The organism is Pseudomonas sp. WPR_5_2, assembly GCF_003634475.1.
Lineage (GTDB): Bacteria > Pseudomonadota > Gammaproteobacteria > Pseudomonadales > Pseudomonadaceae > Aquipseudomonas > Aquipseudomonas izuensis.
The window spans coordinates 1,181,595-1,200,306 of record NZ_RBLA01000001.1; the positions used below are offsets into that span (position 1 = coordinate 1,181,595).

16 protein-coding genes are annotated in these 18,712 nt (G+C 62.2%); 8 read left to right on the forward strand and 8 right to left on the reverse strand.

The features are described 5' to 3' along the window. The first annotated feature begins 185 nt into the window (after positions 1-185). The 3 genes from BJ917_RS05275 to BJ917_RS05285 all read left to right on the forward strand — a co-directional run bounded on the left by BJ917_RS05275 (position 186) and on the right by BJ917_RS05285 (position 4,353). Complete coding sequence (locus BJ917_RS05275) at positions 186-1,667, forward strand: APC family permease (protein WP_121102417.1); 1,482 nt, start codon at positions 186-188, stop codon at positions 1,665-1,667. Positions 1,668-1,729: 62 nt separating this feature from the next. Next, positions 1,730-2,923, forward strand: coding sequence for an iron-containing alcohol dehydrogenase (locus tag BJ917_RS05280; RefSeq protein WP_121102419.1), 1,194 nt, complete (start codon positions 1,730-1,732; stop codon positions 2,921-2,923). Continuing rightward, on the forward strand, positions 2,920-4,353 hold the full coding sequence (locus BJ917_RS05285; RefSeq protein ID WP_121102421.1) for an aldehyde dehydrogenase family protein: 1,434 nt from the start codon (positions 2,920-2,922) through the stop codon (positions 4,351-4,353). The genes BJ917_RS05280 and BJ917_RS05285 overlap by 4 nt, the downstream gene beginning before the upstream one ends. Positions 4,354-4,358: 5 nt before the next feature. Here the strand turns inward: BJ917_RS05285 and BJ917_RS05290 are convergent, their stop codons facing one another. Then, positions 4,359-5,255 (reverse strand): LysR family transcriptional regulator, encoded by an 897-nt coding sequence (locus BJ917_RS05290; RefSeq protein ID WP_121102423.1) that lies wholly within the window; start codon positions 5,253-5,255, stop codon positions 4,359-4,361. Between the two features lie 117 nt (positions 5,256-5,372). On the opposite strand from BJ917_RS05290, the gene BJ917_RS05295 reads away from it, so the two are divergent. Continuing rightward, entirely contained in the window at positions 5,373-6,149 is a 777-nt protein-coding gene (locus BJ917_RS05295) for a metallophosphoesterase (protein ID WP_121102425.1), read from the forward strand. On the opposite strand, the gene BJ917_RS05300 is transcribed toward BJ917_RS05295, so the two are convergent. After that, complete coding sequence (locus BJ917_RS05300) at positions 6,142-6,915, reverse strand: helix-turn-helix domain-containing protein (protein ID WP_121102427.1); 774 nt, start codon at positions 6,913-6,915, stop codon at positions 6,142-6,144. The two genes, BJ917_RS05295 and BJ917_RS05300, sit on opposite strands and share 8 nt — an antisense overlap. A gap of 115 nt (positions 6,916-7,030) precedes the next feature. Between BJ917_RS05300 and BJ917_RS05305 the strand changes: the two genes are divergently transcribed. Continuing rightward, entirely contained in the window at positions 7,031-8,251 is a 1,221-nt protein-coding gene (locus tag BJ917_RS05305) for an MFS transporter (protein ID WP_121102429.1), read from the forward strand. Between the two features lie 439 nt (positions 8,252-8,690). Here BJ917_RS05305 and BJ917_RS05315 read toward each other — a convergent pair whose 3' ends face one another. Then, entirely contained in the window at positions 8,691-9,653 is a 963-nt protein-coding gene (locus BJ917_RS05315; protein WP_121102433.1) for a threonine dehydratase, read from the reverse strand. Between the two features lie 96 nt (positions 9,654-9,749). On the opposite strand from BJ917_RS05315, the gene BJ917_RS05320 reads away from it, so the two are divergent. Beyond that, positions 9,750-10,571, forward strand: a complete 822-nt coding sequence (locus BJ917_RS05320) for a helix-turn-helix transcriptional regulator (protein ID WP_121102435.1) — start codon at positions 9,750-9,752, stop codon at positions 10,569-10,571. A gap of 738 nt (positions 10,572-11,309) precedes the next feature. Here the strand turns inward: BJ917_RS05320 and BJ917_RS05325 are convergent. The 5 genes from BJ917_RS05325 to BJ917_RS05345 all read right to left on the reverse strand — a co-directional run bounded on the left by BJ917_RS05325 (position 11,310) and on the right by BJ917_RS05345 (position 14,944). Next, positions 11,310-11,897 (reverse strand): DUF2889 domain-containing protein, encoded by a 588-nt coding sequence (locus BJ917_RS05325; RefSeq protein ID WP_096510495.1) that lies wholly within the window; start codon positions 11,895-11,897, stop codon positions 11,310-11,312. Between the two features lie 49 nt (positions 11,898-11,946). Continuing rightward, positions 11,947-12,774 (reverse strand): SDR family NAD(P)-dependent oxidoreductase, encoded by an 828-nt coding sequence (locus tag BJ917_RS05330; RefSeq protein WP_121102438.1) that lies wholly within the window; start codon positions 12,772-12,774, stop codon positions 11,947-11,949. A gap of 27 nt (positions 12,775-12,801) precedes the next feature. Next, entirely contained in the window at positions 12,802-13,221 is a 420-nt protein-coding gene (locus BJ917_RS05335) for a MaoC/PaaZ C-terminal domain-containing protein (protein ID WP_121102440.1), read from the reverse strand. Positions 13,222-13,231: 10 nt separating this feature from the next. Then, on the reverse strand, positions 13,232-13,672 hold the full coding sequence (locus BJ917_RS05340; protein ID WP_096510492.1) for a MaoC family dehydratase N-terminal domain-containing protein: 441 nt from the start codon (positions 13,670-13,672) through the stop codon (positions 13,232-13,234). 84 nt (positions 13,673-13,756) lie between these two features. After that, positions 13,757-14,944: a lipid-transfer protein gene (locus BJ917_RS05345; RefSeq protein WP_096510491.1), complete on the reverse strand. Its 1,188-nt coding sequence runs from the start codon at positions 14,942-14,944 to the stop codon at positions 13,757-13,759. 275 nt (positions 14,945-15,219) lie between these two features. On the opposite strand from BJ917_RS05345, the gene BJ917_RS05350 reads away from it, so the two are divergent. After that, on the forward strand, positions 15,220-17,127 hold the full coding sequence (locus tag BJ917_RS05350; RefSeq protein WP_121102442.1) for a DUF1302 domain-containing protein: 1,908 nt from the start codon (positions 15,220-15,222) through the stop codon (positions 17,125-17,127). A 16-nt stretch (positions 17,128-17,143) separates the two neighbouring features. Beyond that, positions 17,144-18,514 (forward strand): DUF1329 domain-containing protein, encoded by a 1,371-nt coding sequence (locus BJ917_RS05355; protein ID WP_121102444.1) that lies wholly within the window; start codon positions 17,144-17,146, stop codon positions 18,512-18,514. Positions 18,515-18,712: the final 198 nt, after the last annotated feature.

The following is an 18,712-nucleotide window of genomic DNA, read 5'->3' on the forward strand; positions in this document are numbered from 1 at the left end:
CCCCTTTTAAGCTCCCATTCACTCCTTTCTGAAGGAGCCCGTTTCGTCGGTACGCCTGAAAACAAGGCGATCCCAACAATAATGTGTCTGCCGACCCAAGGAATTTCTATGTCATCTACGTTCGCACGCCACCGTGCCGGCCGTTGTGCACCTGTCATTGGCGTCATCTCTATTGGAGGTGAGCGATGAGTGCTTCCCTCAAGCGGCCAAGCGCCGATGAACACCTGCTGCACAGCCAGGGCTACGCTCAGGAATTGCATCGCGGCTTGTCGCTCTGGTCCTCTTTTTCCGTCGGCTTCGCCACGGTATCACCCGTGGTCGGCATCTATTCAGTGATGTCACTGGGCGCGATGAGCGTTGGCCCTTCCTGGGTGTGGATCGTGCCGTTGTGCCTGGCGTTGCAGTTGCTGGTGGCCCTGGTCTATGCCGAGCTGGCCTCGCAGTACCCCCTGGCTGGCGGTTGCTACCAGTGGGTCAAGCGCCTGGCGGGTGACCGTTGGGCCTGGTTTACCGGGTTCATGTACCTGGCCTCGGCCCTGGCGTCTTTAACCACCGTGGCCTATTTGGGCGGGTTCTGGTTATGGCTGTTTTTCACCGGCGAGCCACCCGGCGCCAATGCTCAGGTGTTCAGTGGCGCGGTACTGCTCCTGCTGGGCCTGGGTGTGAACCTGTTCGGGATCAACCCACTGAAGTATTTCGTCAATGCCGGGATCATCGCCGAGGCGATCGCCTCCATCGGTATTGGCGTGTTGCTGCTGTTGTTTTTCCGCAATCACTCCCTGTCTCTGGTGTTCGAAGGCCTTACCGCTTCACAAGCCGGCGACGGTTCCTACCTGTCGGGTTTCCTCACGGCCATGGCCGTCGGCGGCTGGGCCTTCCTGGGGTTTGATGCCTGCTCGCAGGTATCCGAGGAAACCGCCGACGCTCGCACATCGACGCCACGGGCCATCCTGCGCTCGATGATCCTGGTGGGCCTGACGGTGATGCTCACCGCCTTCGCCGTCACCCTGTCCTACACCGATACCGCCGCCATGGTGTCGGGCCAGGTCGTCGATCCGGTCACGCCGGCAGTGGTCGACGCCTTCGGTGCCTGGTCGGAGCAGCCATTCGTGGGCGTCGTGCTGGTGGCGTTCATCGCCTGCGTGGTGTCCGTGCAGACCTACATCGGTCGCGCCGTGTTCGGCATGGCCAGGGATTCGATCCTGCCCGCCTCGGCAATGCTGCGGCGCGTGGATAAACGCAAAGTACCGTTCGCGGCGATGGTGTTCAGCACCTTGTTCGCCAGCTTCGGCCTGGCGCTGGGCCTGAACGCCACTGCGGTGGGCACGCTGATCGCCTTCGGCAGCGGCGGCTTCTTCGTGGTGTTCCTGATCGTGGTGACCTGCGCCCTGCTCGCTCGCCTGAGCGGTAAATGGAAAGCCGAACCGGGTGTGTTCAGCCTCGGTCGCTGGGGTGTGCCGGTCAACCTGGCGGCGTTCTGCTGGCTGGTGTTCGAAAGCATCAACGTGGCCTGGCCACGGGAGTCCCTCGCACCACCCGGCGCCCCATGGTTCCAGGTCTGGGCTGTGATCCTGGTGTTCTCGATTCTCGCGGTACTGGGTCTGATCTACCTGTTCTGGGCCAAGCCGCACCTGCGCACGCTCAATCCCCAGCTGCGCCTGCAATAACCCCCCCTCGTATTGATGTGCAAGGCGCATCCCCCCTGCGCCTTGCCGATCCGGAGTTTCAGATGTCTGCTCTTCACTATTGGAATTACCCCACGGAAATTTTCTGCGGGCCGGGTGCGCTTGAGTCGCTGGCACAACGCAGCACCTTGCTCGGCATGCGCAATCCGTTGCTGGTGACCGATCCCGGCATGCTGGGACTGGAACCCTTCGCGCTGCTCAAGGCTCATCTGACGCAAGCGGACATTGCGTTCAGCGTGTTCAGCGACGTCGCCAGCAACCCGAGCATGGCCGACGTGGCGCACGGCGTTGCCGCGTTCAAGGCGGGCCGGCACGATTCGCTGATCTCCCTGGGCGGTGGCAGTGCAATGGACGCCGCCAAGGGCATCAGCCTCGCCGCCGTCGATGCCCGTGGCCTGGAGCGGTTCGAATGGTCCCAGGTCATGGCGCACTACCCGACCCTCGCGGATTTCCCGCAGTTGGGGCTACCGCCCTTGATCGCCCTGCCGACCACTGCCGGCACCGGCTCGGAACTGGGCCGCGAAGCCGTCCTGACCCAGACAGAACAGAACATCAAACGCGTGATCAGCCACCCGGAATTGCTCCCGGCCACAGTGATTCTCGATCCACTGCTGACTCGCGGCCTTCCGCCAGCCCTGACCGCGGCGACCGGCATGGACGCCCTGACCCATCACATCGAAGCCTTCTGCTCCCCGCTGTATCACCCCATGTCCTCGGGTGTCGCGGTCGAGGGCATTCGCCTGATCCGGCAACACCTGGTCGACGCCTGCGAAGATGGCCAAAACATGGGCGCACGCGAAGGCATGCTGATCGCCTCGGCCATGGCTGCCGTGGCGTTCCAGAAAGGCCTGGGCGGCGTGCATGCCCTCGCCCATCCGCTGGGTGCGCGCTATCACAAGCACCATGGTTTGCTGAACGCGATCCTCCTGCCTTATGTGCTGATCGCCAACCGCGAAACCATCCGCGTGGACATCGGGCGACTGGCCCGTTACCTGGAGCTCGAACAGCCTGATTTCGAGGGTTTTCTGGCGTGGGTACTGGCGCTGCGCAAACGCCTGGGCATTCCCCATTCGCTGAGTGAAATCGGTCTTGATGCAGACGCCGCCGACTGGGTGGGAGAACAAGCCCTGGCCGATATCTCGTCCTCAGACACCAATGCCTGTGCCCTCGACGCCGCCGACTACAGCCAGATTTTCCGCAACGCCGTGCAAGGCGTTCTGCAAGGAGCACGAGCATGATCCCCGCGCATTACATCGATGGCCGCTGGGTGGCTGGCGAAGCCGAAGAGTGCATCACCGTCTACGACCCCGCCCTGGGCCAGCCCTTTGCGGAGTTCATCGGGGCAAGCCCCGCGCAAGTCGACCAGGCCATCGTCGCCGCGCGCCAGGCGCTGACCGGCTGGGGCAACCTCGCTTCGCCGCAACGGGCGGGCTATTTAAGGGGGATTGCCGAGCAGCTGGAGCAACGTCGCGAGACCTTGCTCGCGTTGCAAATGCAAAACAACGGCAAACCCCGTCACGAAGCCGTGGTGGATATCGACGATGCCGTGGCCACGTTTAACTATTACGCAAACCTGGCCGAGGGACTGGACGAGCGGCAGGACCGTGACGTGCCGTTGTCCGTAGCGGGTTTCAATGCCCGAACACGCCTGGAGCCGGTGGGTGTGGTGGGCCTGATCGTGCCGTGGAACTTCCCGTTGGTCACCAGTGCCTGGAAGCTCGCGCCGGCGCTGGCCGCCGGCTGTACGGTGGTGCTCAAGCCTTCGGAAATCACCCCACTGATCGAGCAAGCCTACGGCCACATCGCCGATGCCATCGGCCTTCCGGCAGGCGTGTTGAACATTGTCGGTGGCAAGGCCGAGACCGGTGCAGCGCTGAGCAACCATCCCGGCATCGACAAGCTGTCGTTCACCGGCAGCAACGCCATCGGCAGTCAAGTGATGCGCAGCTCGGCCGCCCATTGCCGCCCCGTCACCCTAGAGCTGGGTGGCAAGTCCGCCATCCTCGTGTTCGACGACTGCGATCTCGACCAAGCGGTTGAATGGATCGTCGCGGGCATCTGCTGGAACGCCGGGCAAATGTGCTCGGCCACCTCGCGCCTGCTGGTACAGGACCGTATCGCTGATGAGTTGATCCCGCGTCTGAAGAGTGCCTTCGAAAAAATTCGGGTCGGCAACCCCCTCACCGGCGAAGTCGACATGGGGCCGCTGACCAGCCAGGCACAATGGGCCAAGGTGACCGAGTACTTCGACATCGCCCACGCCGAAGGCTTGCAGTGCGTGAGCGGTGGCGATGTGCAGCGCGATCCGGGCTGGTTCGTCAACCCGACCCTGTATGCGGACGTGCCGCTGAACAGTCGCCTGTGGAACGAAGAGATCTTTGGCCCGGTGCTCTGTACTCACCGTTTCTCATCGGAAGCAGAGGCCCTGGCGCTGGCCAATGACTGCCGGTTCGGTCTGGTAGCCACAGTCATCAGCACCGATCTGGTCCGGGCTGAACGCGTGGCCAATGCGCTGGAGGTCGGTCACGTCTGGATCAACTCGATACAGGCGGTATTCGTCGAAACCTCCTGGGGCGGCACCAAGGGCAGCGGCATCGGCCGTGAACTCGGGCCGTGGGGCTTGTCGGCCTATCAGTCGGTCAAGCACGTGACCCGCTGCCTTGGCTGACGTGCCTACAAGGCGTGTTCGCTCAGCAGATCATCAATGAAGGCGCGCACCGCTTCGCTTTGCGGATGCCCGACATGGGTGATCATGCTGTGCTGCACTTCATAGCGCAGTGTCTGCGGATGCAGGGCGCGCATTTGCCCGTTCGCCAGCCAGGGCCGGGCGTAATGGGCCGGCAAATACCCCAGGTGCGTCCCGGCCAACACTCCATGGGCCACGGCCTCCATGTGATGCGCCGTGGCCGATGCGCGAAGCGGCGCAACCGGCAATACCTGGTCGGCCGGCAGGAAGCCATGGGTGATCCAGTCACTGGCCTGCATCTGTTCGACACTCGGGTTGTCCACGGTAAAAAGCGGGTGCGTGTGGCCGCAGAAAATGCCGATTTCCTCACGGTACAGCGGCTGATAAGCCAGGGTCGGCAATGGCCGGCTGAAATACGAAATAGCCAGGTCCAGTTGCCCGTCGATCACCGCCAACTCCAGCTCCGTGGGCGAGTTGACGAAGATGTGCAGGTGCATGTCGTGTTCACGCTGATAAAAACGCGCCATGGCGGCATCGATTCGGGCGCTCGGCAACGTCGCGATGTTGTCCGCCAGCCCCAGGTAGAGATCCCCCACCAAACGCCCGGCAAGGTCTTGCGCCTCGTCGCGAAAGGCGTCCACCGCGCCAAACAATGCCGATGATGCCTTGAGGATGCGCTGGCCCTTTTCGGTCAAGCGGAAGCCGCCCTTGCCTCGCTCGCAGATTCGATAACCCAGGCGCTTTTCCAGCCCCGAGATGTGCGTGCTAATGTTGGACTGGCTCATGTTCAGCTCGGCCTGGGCGGCTGTGAATCCGCCGCATTTGACGACAATGGAGAAAATGCGCAGCAGGCGCAGGTCCATGTCTGTTACGTTTCTGAGCACAGGTTTTCCCTACAAGTGACAATGAACAGCGTGGGCCTCGGGGGGACCGCTATTCAACGCCAGGGCCTTGCCAGCGTCAATGCTCGGCCGACCTTCAACACCGACAGGAATTGACCCATGCGCATCGCCTTGCTGTCCGATATCCACTTGTCCGTCAACGCAATACCGTTTCCCGAAGTGGATGCCGATATCGTTGTGCTGGCTGGCGACATTGCCCGGCCGGCCAGGGCCATCGAGTGGGCCAGGGCCTGCCCGGCTCCGATCCTGTACGTGGCCGGCAACCACGAGTTCTATGGCAGCGACCTGGTCTCGACCTACGAGCAGTTGAATAGCTTGTCCCAGGGCACAGGGATTCACATTCTGGAACGCTCGGAACATGTCCACGACGGCGTGCGTTTCCTGGGTTGCACCCTGTGGTCGGACTATCGTCTGTTCGACGATGCGCAGGACCGGGCCCGGGGCATCGACCTGGCGACGCAGCTCGTGCGCGACTTCAGCCACATCAGGATTTCGCCGGACTTTCCCGACCTGTTCACCCCGGCGGTGTCCCAACTGATTTTCTTGCAGACCGTCGCCTGGCTGGATGACTGTTTCAGCCGGGACAGTACGACGCCGACGGTGGTGATTTCCCATTACGCGCCGACCCGGTCGAGCATCAGCCCGATGTTTGCCGGTTCGCCGATCAACTCGAGTTTCGTTTCGGACCTCGAAGAGCGGATCAAGAAGTGGCAACCGGCGCTGTGGCTGCATGGCCATACCCATGGCAGTTTCGACTATCGGGTGGGCAATACCCGCGTGGTTTGCAACCCCCGGGGTTATGCGAAAAATGGCGTGAACGAGAACCCCGAGTTTAACGATGCGCTGGTGATCGAGCTGGATTTGCCCGTCACTTGAAAAAATGGCTGGGCGTTGTCCCGAACTGCTTTTTGAACATGGTGGTGAACGCACTGGGGCTGTCGTAACCCAGCGCTCCCGCCACGTCGATGATTTTCTCACCGACGGCAATGCGCTCCAACGCCAGCAGCAGCCGGGCCTGTTGACGCCACTGGCCGAAGGTCATGCCGGTTTCCTTGTGGAACAGGCGCTGGATGGTCTTGGCATCCAGGTCCAGCCGGTCGCTCCAGTCCGACAGCGTTGAACCATCCCCCGGGTCCTGTTGCAGGGCCGAACAGATCGCCTGAATACGTTGATCCGACGGTTGCGGCAGGTGCAATGGCAAGGTCGGCAGGAGGGTGAGTTCGTCCACGATCAAACGCATGATCCTGGCTTCGCGGGAATCCTCGTCAACCGGCACCGCGATGTTCACGGATGTCTTGATCAACTCGCTCAGCAGCGCCGAAATGCTCACGGCCCTGGTTTCATCCGGCAGCAGCGGGAATTGGTCCGGCCGCACGAAGACGCTGCGCATCTTCAACGCGCCGACGCAGCGTATCGAGTGCACATGCCCGCTGGGCATCCAGATCCCCCGGCTCGGCGGTACTGTCCACTGGTGCAACCCCGAGTGCACGACCATCACGCCCTCGACGGCATAGATCAACTGATGCTTGGCGTGGCTATGGGGTTCGATGAACCAGTTTTCCGGGTAATCGGTCGCGCTGGTGCAGACCGCCCAGGTCACTTCATCCATCTCGACCAGAAAGGTTTCCAGTGGCTTGACCATGATGCCTCTTTTGCGAAAGTAGCTGCCCGAATTGCGCGAGACAGGCAATTTCGCGAAATCTAGCATAGCGCCAGGTAGATGCAATGCCCCTTTTCCCCAGCCTGGATGATGTGCGATGTCCTCAATGACGACCCCTTCCGCTACCGCCGCGGCGGCCAGCCAGACCAGCCCTTTGGTCATGCGTGTGATCGGTGCCTGCGCCCTGGCCCACCTGATCAATGACCTGATCCAGGCCGTGCTGCCTTCGATCTACCCGATGCTCAAGGCCAACTACGGCCTGACCTTCACCCAGGTCGGCCTGATCACATTGACCTTCCAGCTCACCGCTTCGCTGCTGCAACCATGGATTGGCTACCACACAGACCGTCATCCCAAGCCTTGGCTGCTGCCGGCCGGGATGGTCTGCACCTTGGTCGGCATCCTGATGCTGGCCTTTGTCGGCAGCTTCCCGGCGATACTCGTGGCCTCGGCCCTGGTGGGCATCGGCTCCTCGACCTTTCACCCGGAAACCTCACGGGTGGCACGCCTCGCCTCGGGTGGCCGCTTCGGTCTCGCACAGTCGACCTTCCAGGTCGGCGGCAACGCCGGCAGTGCCTTCGGTCCCTTGCTGGCGGCGGCCATCATCATTCCCTACGGTCAAGGCCATGTGGCCTGGTTCGGCCTGTTCGCGGTATTCGCCATCCTGATCCTGTTTGGCCTCAGTCGCTGGTACCGCAGTCACCTCAACCTGTTCAAGCTCAAGCAGGGCAGCCAGGCCACCCACGGTCTGTCGAAAGAACGCGTGACCTTTGCCCTGGTGGTGCTGGCGCTGCTGGTGTTCTCCAAGTATTTCTACATGGCGAGCTTCACCAGTTACTTCACCTTCTATCTGATCGAGAAGTTCGACCTGTCAGTCGCCAGCTCCCAGTTGTACCTGTTCCTGTTTCTCGGCTCGGTTGCAGCGGGAACCTTCTTTGGCGGCCCCATCGGTGACAGGATCGGTCGCAAGAAAGTGATCTGGTTCTCCATCCTCGGCGCAGCCCCCTTCACCCTGGCCCTGCCCTACGTCGATCTGTTCTGGACCGGCGTACTGAGCATGGTCATCGGCTTCATCCTCGCCTCGGCATTCTCCGCCATCGTGGTCTTCGCCCAGGAACTGGTACCGGGCAATGTCGGCATGATCGCGGGTGTGTTCTTCGGGCTGATGTTCGGCTTCGGCGGTATCGGGGCTGCGCTGCTCGGGCACCTGGCGGACCTTCATGGCATCGAGTACGTGTACGCCCTGTGCTCTTATCTGCCGCTGTTGGGAATACTGACGATTTTGCTGCCGTCCACCCAAAACACACGGCCGGTGTAGGAGCTGGCTTGTCGGGTCGCCGCATCGCAGCGAAAGCGGGCTGTCAGTCAATATTGATGTTGACTGTGCCGCCGTCTTCGCTGGCAAGCCAGCTCCCACAGGGGAACTGGTACATCCGAGAAAATCAGGTCGGCTGTCAGGCCGCCTCGCTTGGCTTTTCGCGGTGTTCGCCCCCTCGTGAGGCCGAGTGGAGGTTCTCTGTAGGAGCGATGCTTGCTCGCGAAGAACGCCTGGACAACGCGATCATTCAGGCAGCACGCGTTATCGTTGACGCCCATCGCGAGCAAGCTTCGCTCCTACAGGCTTTTCCAAGTGACCCGCTGTAAAAGCGGAACCCTAGGTGGCCGTTACCGCAGGAATGGATATGTACTCGGTCAACAGCATTCAGGTTTTTTGACTGTGCCGCCGTCTTCGGTGCGGCGATCCGAAAAGCCAGCTCCTACAGGTTCCCGATCACGCTCGCATACACCGATCGATCAATATTGCCGCCGGACAGAATCACACCCACGGTTTTCCCCTCCATGGCATCACGCTCCTGCATGAGTGCCGCCAGGGCCGCCGCACCGGCCCCTTCGGCGAGGTTGTGGGTGTCGGTGTAATACACGCGCATGGCTTCGGCAATCTGCTCCTCGCTGACGGCTACGATCCGCTCCGCAGCCGCCCCGTAGATGGCAAAGGCGTCGGGAATCGGCTTGCGCACGGCCAGGCCGTCGGCAAAGGTATTCGCCGAGGCGGTTTCGCGTATCGCTCCAGCCTCGAACGACAATTTTGCGGCGTCGGCCTCAGTAGACACCACGCCCACCACCCGGGTGTTCAGGCCCAGGGCATCGCGGGCGGCGATCACCGCGCAAATCCCCGAACCACAGCCAATCGGTACGTAGACCGTATGCAGATCCGGTACAGCCTCGAACAGCTCCAGCGCGTACGTGGCCACGCCTTTGACCAATTCGGTGTGGAACGGCGGAACCAGGTACAGGCCATGAATCTGCGCCAGGCGCGCGGCCTCTTCACGGGCTTCATCGAAATCGCGGCCATACTCGACCACTTCGCCACCGAAACCGCGCATGGCCTTGTTCTTTTCGACCGAGTTACCTTCCGGCACGACGATCAACGCCCTCAAGCCCAGCGCCCCGGCCGCCAGTGCCAGGCTCTGGCCATGGTTGCCGCGGGTGGCCGTGACAATCCCCTTGATGCCCGGGTACTCGCGCTTGAGCCAATGCATGAAGGTAATGCCACCGCGCACCTTGAAAGCTCCGGTAGGCGTGTGATTTTCGTGCTTGACCCACACCGTGCAACCCAAGCGCTCGGCCAGCAGCGGCCAGCAATACTGGGCGGTGGCCGGCATGACTTGGTACACGTGGCGAGCGGCTTGTTCGATATCGTCGCGAGTCAGTCTGTGCATGAGTCGTCTCCCTGAAGTGTTGCCCAGTCTAGACACGGGCGCAGCATGTCGGCTTTCAGAAAACTGACCTGACTTTTGCCCGCCCTCTTCACTACTATGGCGTTCATGAGCCATCGAAACCGCCCGCAGCCCTCTCCCCCCTCTGAACCGGTCCGTCGTATCGAGGCAGGACCATGGGCGATCGAATTGTTACCCGGTGCCGCCTACGCGACCCGCTATGTAGCGACCCAGTCGGCCATCGGCTTTGCCTTCGACAGCCAGCGAGGCCTGCACGCCATCGGCAGCGATCGGGTGCAGCCTTTCGATGCCCTGCCCAACGGCCTGGCATTCGTCCCTGTCGGCTGTGACGTGTTGTCCGAATCCCCCAAGGGCGGTGAATACCTGCGGGTGATACGCACCGACGGTGTGCCATTGGCCGGGGATCGTGCCTTCAACAATCGCATCGATCAGCAGGCCATTAGCCTCGCGCTGCGAATGCGCTCCGCGCTGTTGCAGGCCTCAGTCGAGGACGATTGGGAGACTTGGGCACTGGCATTGGCGGAACGGGCGACCGGCAACCAAGCGTTACTGGCGCCGCCGCAAGGCGCTATCACCGGCAAGCGGATGCGCCTGCTCGATGAATTCATTGACGCCGGCCTCGACGGCCCGCTGGGTATACCGGCCATGGCGGGCTTGCTTGGATTGTCCGAAGGCTATTTCATGCGAGCCTTCAAGCACGCGACGGGCAAAAGCCCGCACAGTTACCTGATCGACCGACGCCTCGCCAAGGCCCGCGCCCTGACGCGCGATTCGACAGCCAGCCTGGCAGAAATCGCCCACACCTGCGGCTTCAACTCCCAGGCACACATGGCGACCACCTTCCGCCAGCGCCTCGGAACAAGCCCGGCACAGTTGCGCGGTCTATCGAAGCCCGGCTAATGCATAAAAACACGCGCACCTGTAGGAGCTGGCTTGTCGGATCGCCGCACCGCAGCGAAAGCGGTGGGTCAGTCGACATATTTATCGCCTGAACGGACGCCTTCGCTGGCAAGCCAGCTCCTACAGGAGTACGCGTACCCGCCCCTCAATCAGGTCGGCTCGTAGGCCGCCATCGCTGGCAAGCCTGCTCCCACAGGGGATGGGTGCGCCCGCAAAAGTCAGGCCAGCTCGTAGGCCGTCCTCGCTGCGATGCGGCGACCCGACAAGCCAGCTCCTACAGGGGAATGCGTACTCACCCTCAACCAGGTCGGCTGTCAGGCCGCCTCGCTTTGGCTTTGCGCGGTGTTCGCCCCCTCGTGAGGCCGAGTGGAGGTTCTGCGCAGTGGGCAACCCGGCATGGATGCCGGGTTAGCCGCGCCCGGCCATGGATGGCCGATCGCGGCGGGCCCACGGAGCAGGACCGGAGCGAGGGCATGCCGAGCACTAGCGAGGCACCGAACGAAAGGGGCAAGAGCCCTTGGTTACTTGGGGCTCTTCCAAGTGACCCGCTGTAAAAGCGGAACCCTAGGTGGCCGTTACCGCAGGAATGGATATGTACGCGGTCAACAACATTCAAGTCGGCTGTCAGGCCGCCTTCGCGAGCAGGCTCGCTCCCACAGTTGAATCGGTTTCTCCATAACAATCAGGTCGGCTCGCAGGCCGTCTTCGCTGCGATGCGGCGACCCGACAAGCCAGCTCCTACAGGGGAGTCTGCGAAGAGACCGCTATCGGTTGCCACTCACTGACGCGACGCGCCGCATCGCCCTCGGGGTGGTAGGCATGGCAGGTGCCGATCACCCAGTGCCTGGGCATCTGAAATTCCGGGTCGCTGGCAGCGCGCTGACGCAAGCGTTTCTGTATGACCGGCGCCAAAGTCTGGATGGCAGTGGTAGCCATCGGCCCCAACATTTCGGTGAGATGGGTACAACCCTTCACTCCCCCGACGCGCTCGGCGACACGTTTCTTGAAGCCCGGACCGATGCGCATGCCCACCAACGCCGCATAGGCCTGGTTGACATGACTGCAAACAGGCGTGGGCGCCTGCTCGGATAGGGCAGTGAGATGGCGGATCACCATTTTCAGATCGAGGGTCATGAGGATGCGCATGCCGTGCAGCACGCCGTTGGCGGGAATGGTCCCGTAAGGGAAGTCGGTGTCGACGCCCTTGGTATCGAGCAAGTGGCCTTCGATATCGAAAAGTCCGTCATCGCGTTCGTAGCCGGTGCAAACCACCTGCCGGGTATGCAGCAGGCGTCGTTCGGGATGACTGGCAATGGGCACTGTCATAGTCATGCACTCCAGGATGGCGGAGCGCCGAGGCGCCCCGCCACCGTTTTCAGACGTTGCCCAGACCACCGCCGCAGACCAGTACCTGGCCGCTGACGTAGTCCGATTCCGGGATGCAAAACAGGTACACAGCCCCGGCAGCCTCTTCGGTGTTGCCCGGCCGACCCAGCGGAATCATGCTTCTGGACTGCTCGACGATGGCAGGACTGATGCCCACCTTGATCTCGCGACCTTCAATGTTGATGAAGTGCGGATCGCCTTCCACCGGCTGGGTCTGGCGGGTCTCGATATGACCGAAGGCCACGGCGTTGACGTTGACTTTCATGCGCCCCCATTCCTTGGCCAGGCATTTGGTCATGCCCAGTACACCCGCCTTGGCCGTGGAGTAATTGACCTGGCCCGGGTTGCCGCCAGCGGACGTCGAGGCGATGTTGACCACCTTGCGATTGACCACGCGCCCTTCGGCGGCCTCTTTCTTGGCCATGGCACTGATGATCGGCTGGGCGGCGCGCAGGATGCGGAACGGCGCGGTGATGTGGCAGTCGATGATCGCGTACCACTGTTCATCGCTCATCTTCTGGATCACGTTGTCCCAGGTGTAGCCGGCGTTGTTGACGATGATGTCGATGCCGCCATAGCTGTCGACCGCGGTCTTGACGAAACGCTCGGCGAAGTCGGCCGCCGTCACGCTGCCAACACAGGCGACAGCTTCACCACCGAGGGCGCGGATTTGCGCCACCACTTCTTCGGCGGGACCAGCGTCGAGGTCATTGACCACTACGCGCGCACCATCGCTGGCCAGTTTCAGGGCGACGCTGCGCCCGATGCCACGACCGGAACCGGTCACCAGGGCGACTTTGCCTTCGAGTTTTTTCATGGGGATATTCCTTGTTTTTGTCTGGATTCAGAGGAGTGCCACGGTGGCTTCGCCGACCAGTTTCTCGTCGCCGTATTGATTGACGCAGCGGATCGCCAGGCGTGCGCGTCTTTCACCGTCGACCTCGAAAAGTTCGATGACCTTGCCATGGCAGGTGGGGACGTGCCCCAGTTGGGTAATGCCGGTGAATCGCACCGCCAGGCTGCGGATGTGTGCCTGCGCAACCCACCCGGTCAGCAAGCGACCGAGGTACGCCACCGAAAGCATGCCGTGGGCGAAGACATCGGGCTGGCGGGCCTTGCGGGCGAAGTCCAGATCGATGTGCACCTGGTTGTGATCACCGGAGGCACCCGCATACAACGCCAGCGTGGTGCGATTGATGGCAGGCAATATCAGCGGCGACAGCTCGAAGCCGACCTGCACATCGTGCGACTGAAATGAGTTCATCACGGGCTCCTCAGCGTTGCACGAGAGACGAGCGGATATCAGCGATGTGCTGACCGTCCTGATTGGTGACGCGGGTCTGTTGCACAACAAAAGTCAGCGCCCCGCCCTTTTTCTCGTAGACATCCACCACCCGGGTATCGAAGGTGAGCACGTCGCCGGCATAGGCCAGACCGTGATAGTCGAAGCCCTGTTCGGCATGCAGGATGCGCCCCAGATCGAAACCGAAAACGTCCTGAACGATGTGGTCGCTGTCGCGCCCCTCGGCTTCCAGGCACATCAGGAAACTCGGCGGTACCGGCAAGGACCGGTGCCCGGCGAGTTTCGCGGCGGATTCATCGGTGTACACCGGGTCGGTCTCGCCGATGGCCTTGGCGAAAAAGCGCAGGCGACCCTTTTCAACTTCGCAGCTCGTCACGCCCAACGAGCGCCCGATCAGACTCTTGTCTGCCATGTCACGCAGTCCTGTCAGTCAGTGCCTTCAATCCGGCTCTTCAATCAAAAGAAAGGGCGCGCCCGCAACGGGCGCGCCGTGTCATCAGCCGCGGCCGAAGAGGGTCACGATGCCGGCGCCGCCCAGGCCTAGGTTGTGCTGCAAGGCGTGCTGGAGGTTCTCCACCTGACGCTTGTCGGCCGTGCCGCGCAGTTGATGGGTCAACTCGTAGCATTGGGCAAGACCGGTGGCACCCAGCGGGTGACCTTTGGACAGCAGGCCACCGGACGAATTGACGACCACCTGCCCGCCATAGGTGTTGTCACCGTCCATCACGAATTTTTCGGCGCCGCCTTCCGGACAGAAACCCAAGCCCTCGTAGGTCAGCAGTTCGTTATGGGCGAAGCAGTCGTGCAGCTCGCAGATGCGGATGTCTTCCGGTCCTACGCCGGCCTTTTCATAGACTTCGGTGGCGGCCTGGCGGGTCATGCCGACGCCGACGATGCTGATCAACGAAGGGGGCTCGAAAGCGTCCGGCTGATCGGTCACCAATGCCTGGGCCAGGATGCAGACATCGGTACGCAGCCCGTGCTGTTTGGCGAAGCGTTCGGAAACCACGATGGCCGCGGCACCGCCGCAGGTCGGCGGGCAAGCCATCAAGCGGGTCATGACCCCTGGGAAAATCACCTGGTCGGCCATGACTTCTTCGGTGGTGATCACCTTCTTGAACACCGACAACGGGTTGTTCGCGGCATGGCGGCTGGCCTTGGCGCGAATGGCCGCGAAGGTTTCCATCTTCGTGCCGTATTTCTCCATGTGCTCGCGGCCGGCACCGCCGAAAAACTTCAGGGCGTCCGGCATGTCACGGCCTTCAGGGAAGATCGCGTCGGCCACCTCATGTCCCTTGCCGTACGTGATCGGGCGATCGAGCCAATGGGATTTCAGCGCACCGGGCTGCATCTGCTCGAAGCCGAAAGCCAGCGCGCAATCCACTGCGCCACTCTCCACTGCCTGGCGTGCCAGGAAGAGCGCCGTGGAACCGCTGCCGCAGTTGTTGTTGACGTTGATCACCGGAATACCACTCAGGCCCACTTCGTAGAGCGCCGACTGGCCACTGGTGGAGTCGCCGTAAACATAGCCGGCGTAGGCCTGCTGGACCTTGCGGTAGTCCAGGCCGGCATCCTGCAGTGCCAGGCGGATGGCTTGCGCGCCCATCTCGATGTAAGTACCGCTCTGGCCGGGCTTGGCGAACGGGATCATGCCAACACCGGCAACAAATACTTTCTGCGACATCACTTTCTCCAAGGTCAGTTATCGAGGCCTGTGCCGCTCGCCCCTGCCTGGAGGCGATCGCAGCAAACCGTCTACCGATGGTCACGTAACGAGGAGGCGCTCTCCCCCCTCGGGTGGAGGGGGCATGGCTGAAGTGTTCAGGGAACGCGACGATTGGGGGGGCTCCCCCCCCATACGAGGGGGAGGCTCAAAAGGCGTCGGCGGTAGCGTCTTGTGGCGGTACACCAGAACAACAAGATCAAAGGGGTAACCAACACGTGACTTTCGAAAGACCTATGAGCTCCCGGCGCCAGTGGCCCTCTACCACTTTGCCAATCGAATTGCGCCCTCACCTGCTGGCCCTGGCCGTGGGCCTCGGGACCTGCGCCAGCGCCAATGCCGTCGACTTCCAGATCGGCGAAATCGAAGGTCAGTTCGATTCGTCCCTTTCCGTCGGTGCCAGTTGGGCCGTGCGCGGACCGGACCCAAAATTCATCAACAGCGCCAACACCCTTGGCCTGCGCGGTGAGTCGGCGACCCGCACGGCGGATGACAACCGGCAGAACTTCAAGAAGGGCGAAACCTTTTCGAAGATCTTCAAGGGCGTACATGACCTTGAACTGAAATACGGCGACAGCGGGGTCTTCGTTCGCGGCAAATACTGGTATGACTTCGAACTGATGGATGAGCACCGTCACTTCTACGACATCGACGACTCGGGACGCGATCGCTCGGCCAAGTCGTCCGGCGCCGAGTTCCTCGACGCCTTTGTCTACCACAACTACAACCTGGGCGATCTGCCCGGCAACGTGCGCCTGGGCAAACAGGTGGTGAGCTGGGGCGAGAGCACCTTCATCGGCAACTCGATCAACAGCATCAACCCGGTCGACGTGGCCGCCCTGCGTCGTCCAGGTGCCGAGGTCAAGGAAGGCCTGATTCCGGTGAACATGCTGTATGTCTCCCAGGGTCTTGCCGAGAACGTCACCGCCGAAGCCTTCTACCAATTGGAATGGGCCAACTCGGTGGTCGACAACTGCGGCACCTTCTTCGGTTCCGATCCCCTGCCCCAGGGTTGCAACGACCGCCTGGTATTCGCCGGCCCCGACCTCGCTCCCGGCGTAGCCCACAACACCGCGACCGCCGCACAGATTCTCAGCGGTCAAGTGCTGGACGACGTCTACATGCCGCGCACGAAAGACAACGACCCTCGCAACAGCGGTCAGTTCGGGATTGCCTTGCGTTGGTTCGTACCGGATCTGCACGACACCGAGTTCGGCTTCTATGCCATGAACTACCACAGCCGCAACCCGTACCTGAGCTTCACGCAAACCACCGTCGCGCCAATCACCGCGGCCCAGGTCGGCGCCCTGCCCGCCGCGGCGCGAACGCTGGGTGTGGCGCAGAACCAGTTCGACCGGGTGCGAGCCGCCCGTTACTTCGTCGATTATCCGGAAGATATCCGCCTGTACGGGCTGAGCTTCCAGACCACCCTGGGCGAGACTTCCGTCGGCGGCGAGCTGAGTTACCGGCCGAACATGCCGCTGCAAATCAACACCGCCGACCTGAACCTGGCGGCGATCCAGTCCACCGACACCAACTTCCGCACCCAGACCTCGCCGGTCTTTACTTCCGGTGAAACGGCACAAGCCCTGGGCGGTGACCTTCCCGGCTACAAACGCATGCCGGTGATGCAGGCGCAGGTCACTGCCACGCAATTCTTCGATCAGATCCTGGGCGCCAGCCGCCTGACCCTGGTCGGTGAAGTGGGCTACAACCGCATCAACGGCCTGGGCCCGGCCGACGGCACCGACGTCCGCTTCGGTCGCAGTCCGGTGTTTGGTGCCGGCGAATTCCCCGGCACCCAGAATGCGACCGTCTGCGCCACGGCCACCAACCCGCAGAAAGAGTGCAACAGCCACGGCTTCTACACCACCGACTCCTGGGGCTATCGCGCGCGCGCCAAGCTCGACTACACCAACGTGATCGCCGGCATCAACCTCTCACCGAACCTGGCCTGGTCCCACGATGTGGACGGCTGGGGCCCGAACTTCGAGGAAGGCGCCAAAGCCGTCAGCCTCGGCGTGGATGCCGACTATATGAGCACCTACACCGCGAGTCTGAGCTACACGGACTTCTTCGGTGGCCACTTCAACACCAACACCGACCGGGACTTCGTCTCGCTCAGTTTCGGCGTCAACTTCTGAGTCAGAGGGCATACCCATGAAAGCAAGCATGATCATCACCTCCGGGGCCTTGGCGCTCTCCCTGCTGGCCTCCAGCGTCATGGCCGCCGTCAGCGAGCAGGAAGCGGCTCAACTTGGCACGACCCTGACGCCGCTGGGCGCGCAGAAGGAAGGCAACGCCGACAAAAGCATTCCCGCCTGGGACGGCGGCCTCAAGTCTGGCGCGGCACCCGTCGACGCCAAGGGCTTCCTCGGCGACCCGTTCAAGAACGAGAAACCGCTGTTCACCATCACGGCCGCCAACGCCCAGCAGTACAAGGACAAGCTGACCCCCGGCCAGCTCGCCATGTTCCAGCGCTATCCCGACACCTACAAGATTCCGGTCTATCCGAGCCACCGTACTGCCCAGGTACCCGCGGCCGTTTACGCGGCTGCGAAAAAGAGCGCGCTCAATGTGCAACTGGTCAGTGACGGCACCGGCCTCAGCAACTTTGCCGACTCGCGCTACTACGCCTTCCCGATTCCCAAGAGCGGCGTCGAGGTCTACTGGAACCATGTCACCCGTTTCCGCGGCGAGAACGTCGAGCGCTGGTCGGTCCAGGCCGTACCGCAGGTCAATGGCGACTACACCATCGTCGAGACCCATGACCAGAACAGCTTCCCGCAATACATGGATGGCGTAGACCCGCAGACCGAGAAGAACATCCTCTACTACTACATCTTTGCGGTCGATGCGCCGGCGCGCCTGGCGGGCACCGTGTCCATGGCCCATGAAACCATCGACCAGGTGACAGAGCCACGCAAGGCCTGGACCTACAACGCCGGTCAACGCCGTGTCCGCCGCGCCCCGCAACTGGCGTACGACGCACCGGGCCTGGCCTCGGACGGCATGCGCACGTCCGACAACGCCGACATGATGAACGGCTCCCCGGATCGCTACGACTGGAAGCTGGTCGGCAAGAAGGAGATGTACATTCCCTACAACAACTACAAACTGCAGTCGCCAAGCGTCAAGTACGCAGACATCATCAAGCCCGGCCATATCAACCAGGACCTGACCCGCTACGAACTGCATCGCGTGTGGCACGTACAGGCGACCCTGAAAGCCGGTGAACGGCACATCTACGCCAAGCGCGACATGTACTTCGATGAAGACACCTGGGTACTGTCCGAGGTGGATCATTACGACGGTCGCGGCCAGCTCTGGCGCGTGGGTGAGAACTACACCTACAACAACTATGAAAAAGGCGTGAACGCCCCGGCGGCACAAGGATTCTACGACCTGCTCGCCGGACGCTACATTGTCGCGACCATGAGCAACGAGTCCAAATCCGCCCCGCAATACGGCGCCCGGACCAAACTGGCAGATTTCACACCTGCCGCGTTGCGTAATGCGGGTATTCGCTGACCCCGGGAACAGCGACAAAACAAACGCCCCGCATTGCGGGGCGTTTTGCATTCAGTGACCATCGCAGGCAACCGTGGAAGACCTGCACACCTGTAGGAGCTGGCTTGTCGGGTCGCCGCATCGCAGCGAAAGCGGTGGATCAGTCAACCTATTAATCGTCTGAACGGACGTCTTCGCTGGCAAGCCAGCTCCTACAGT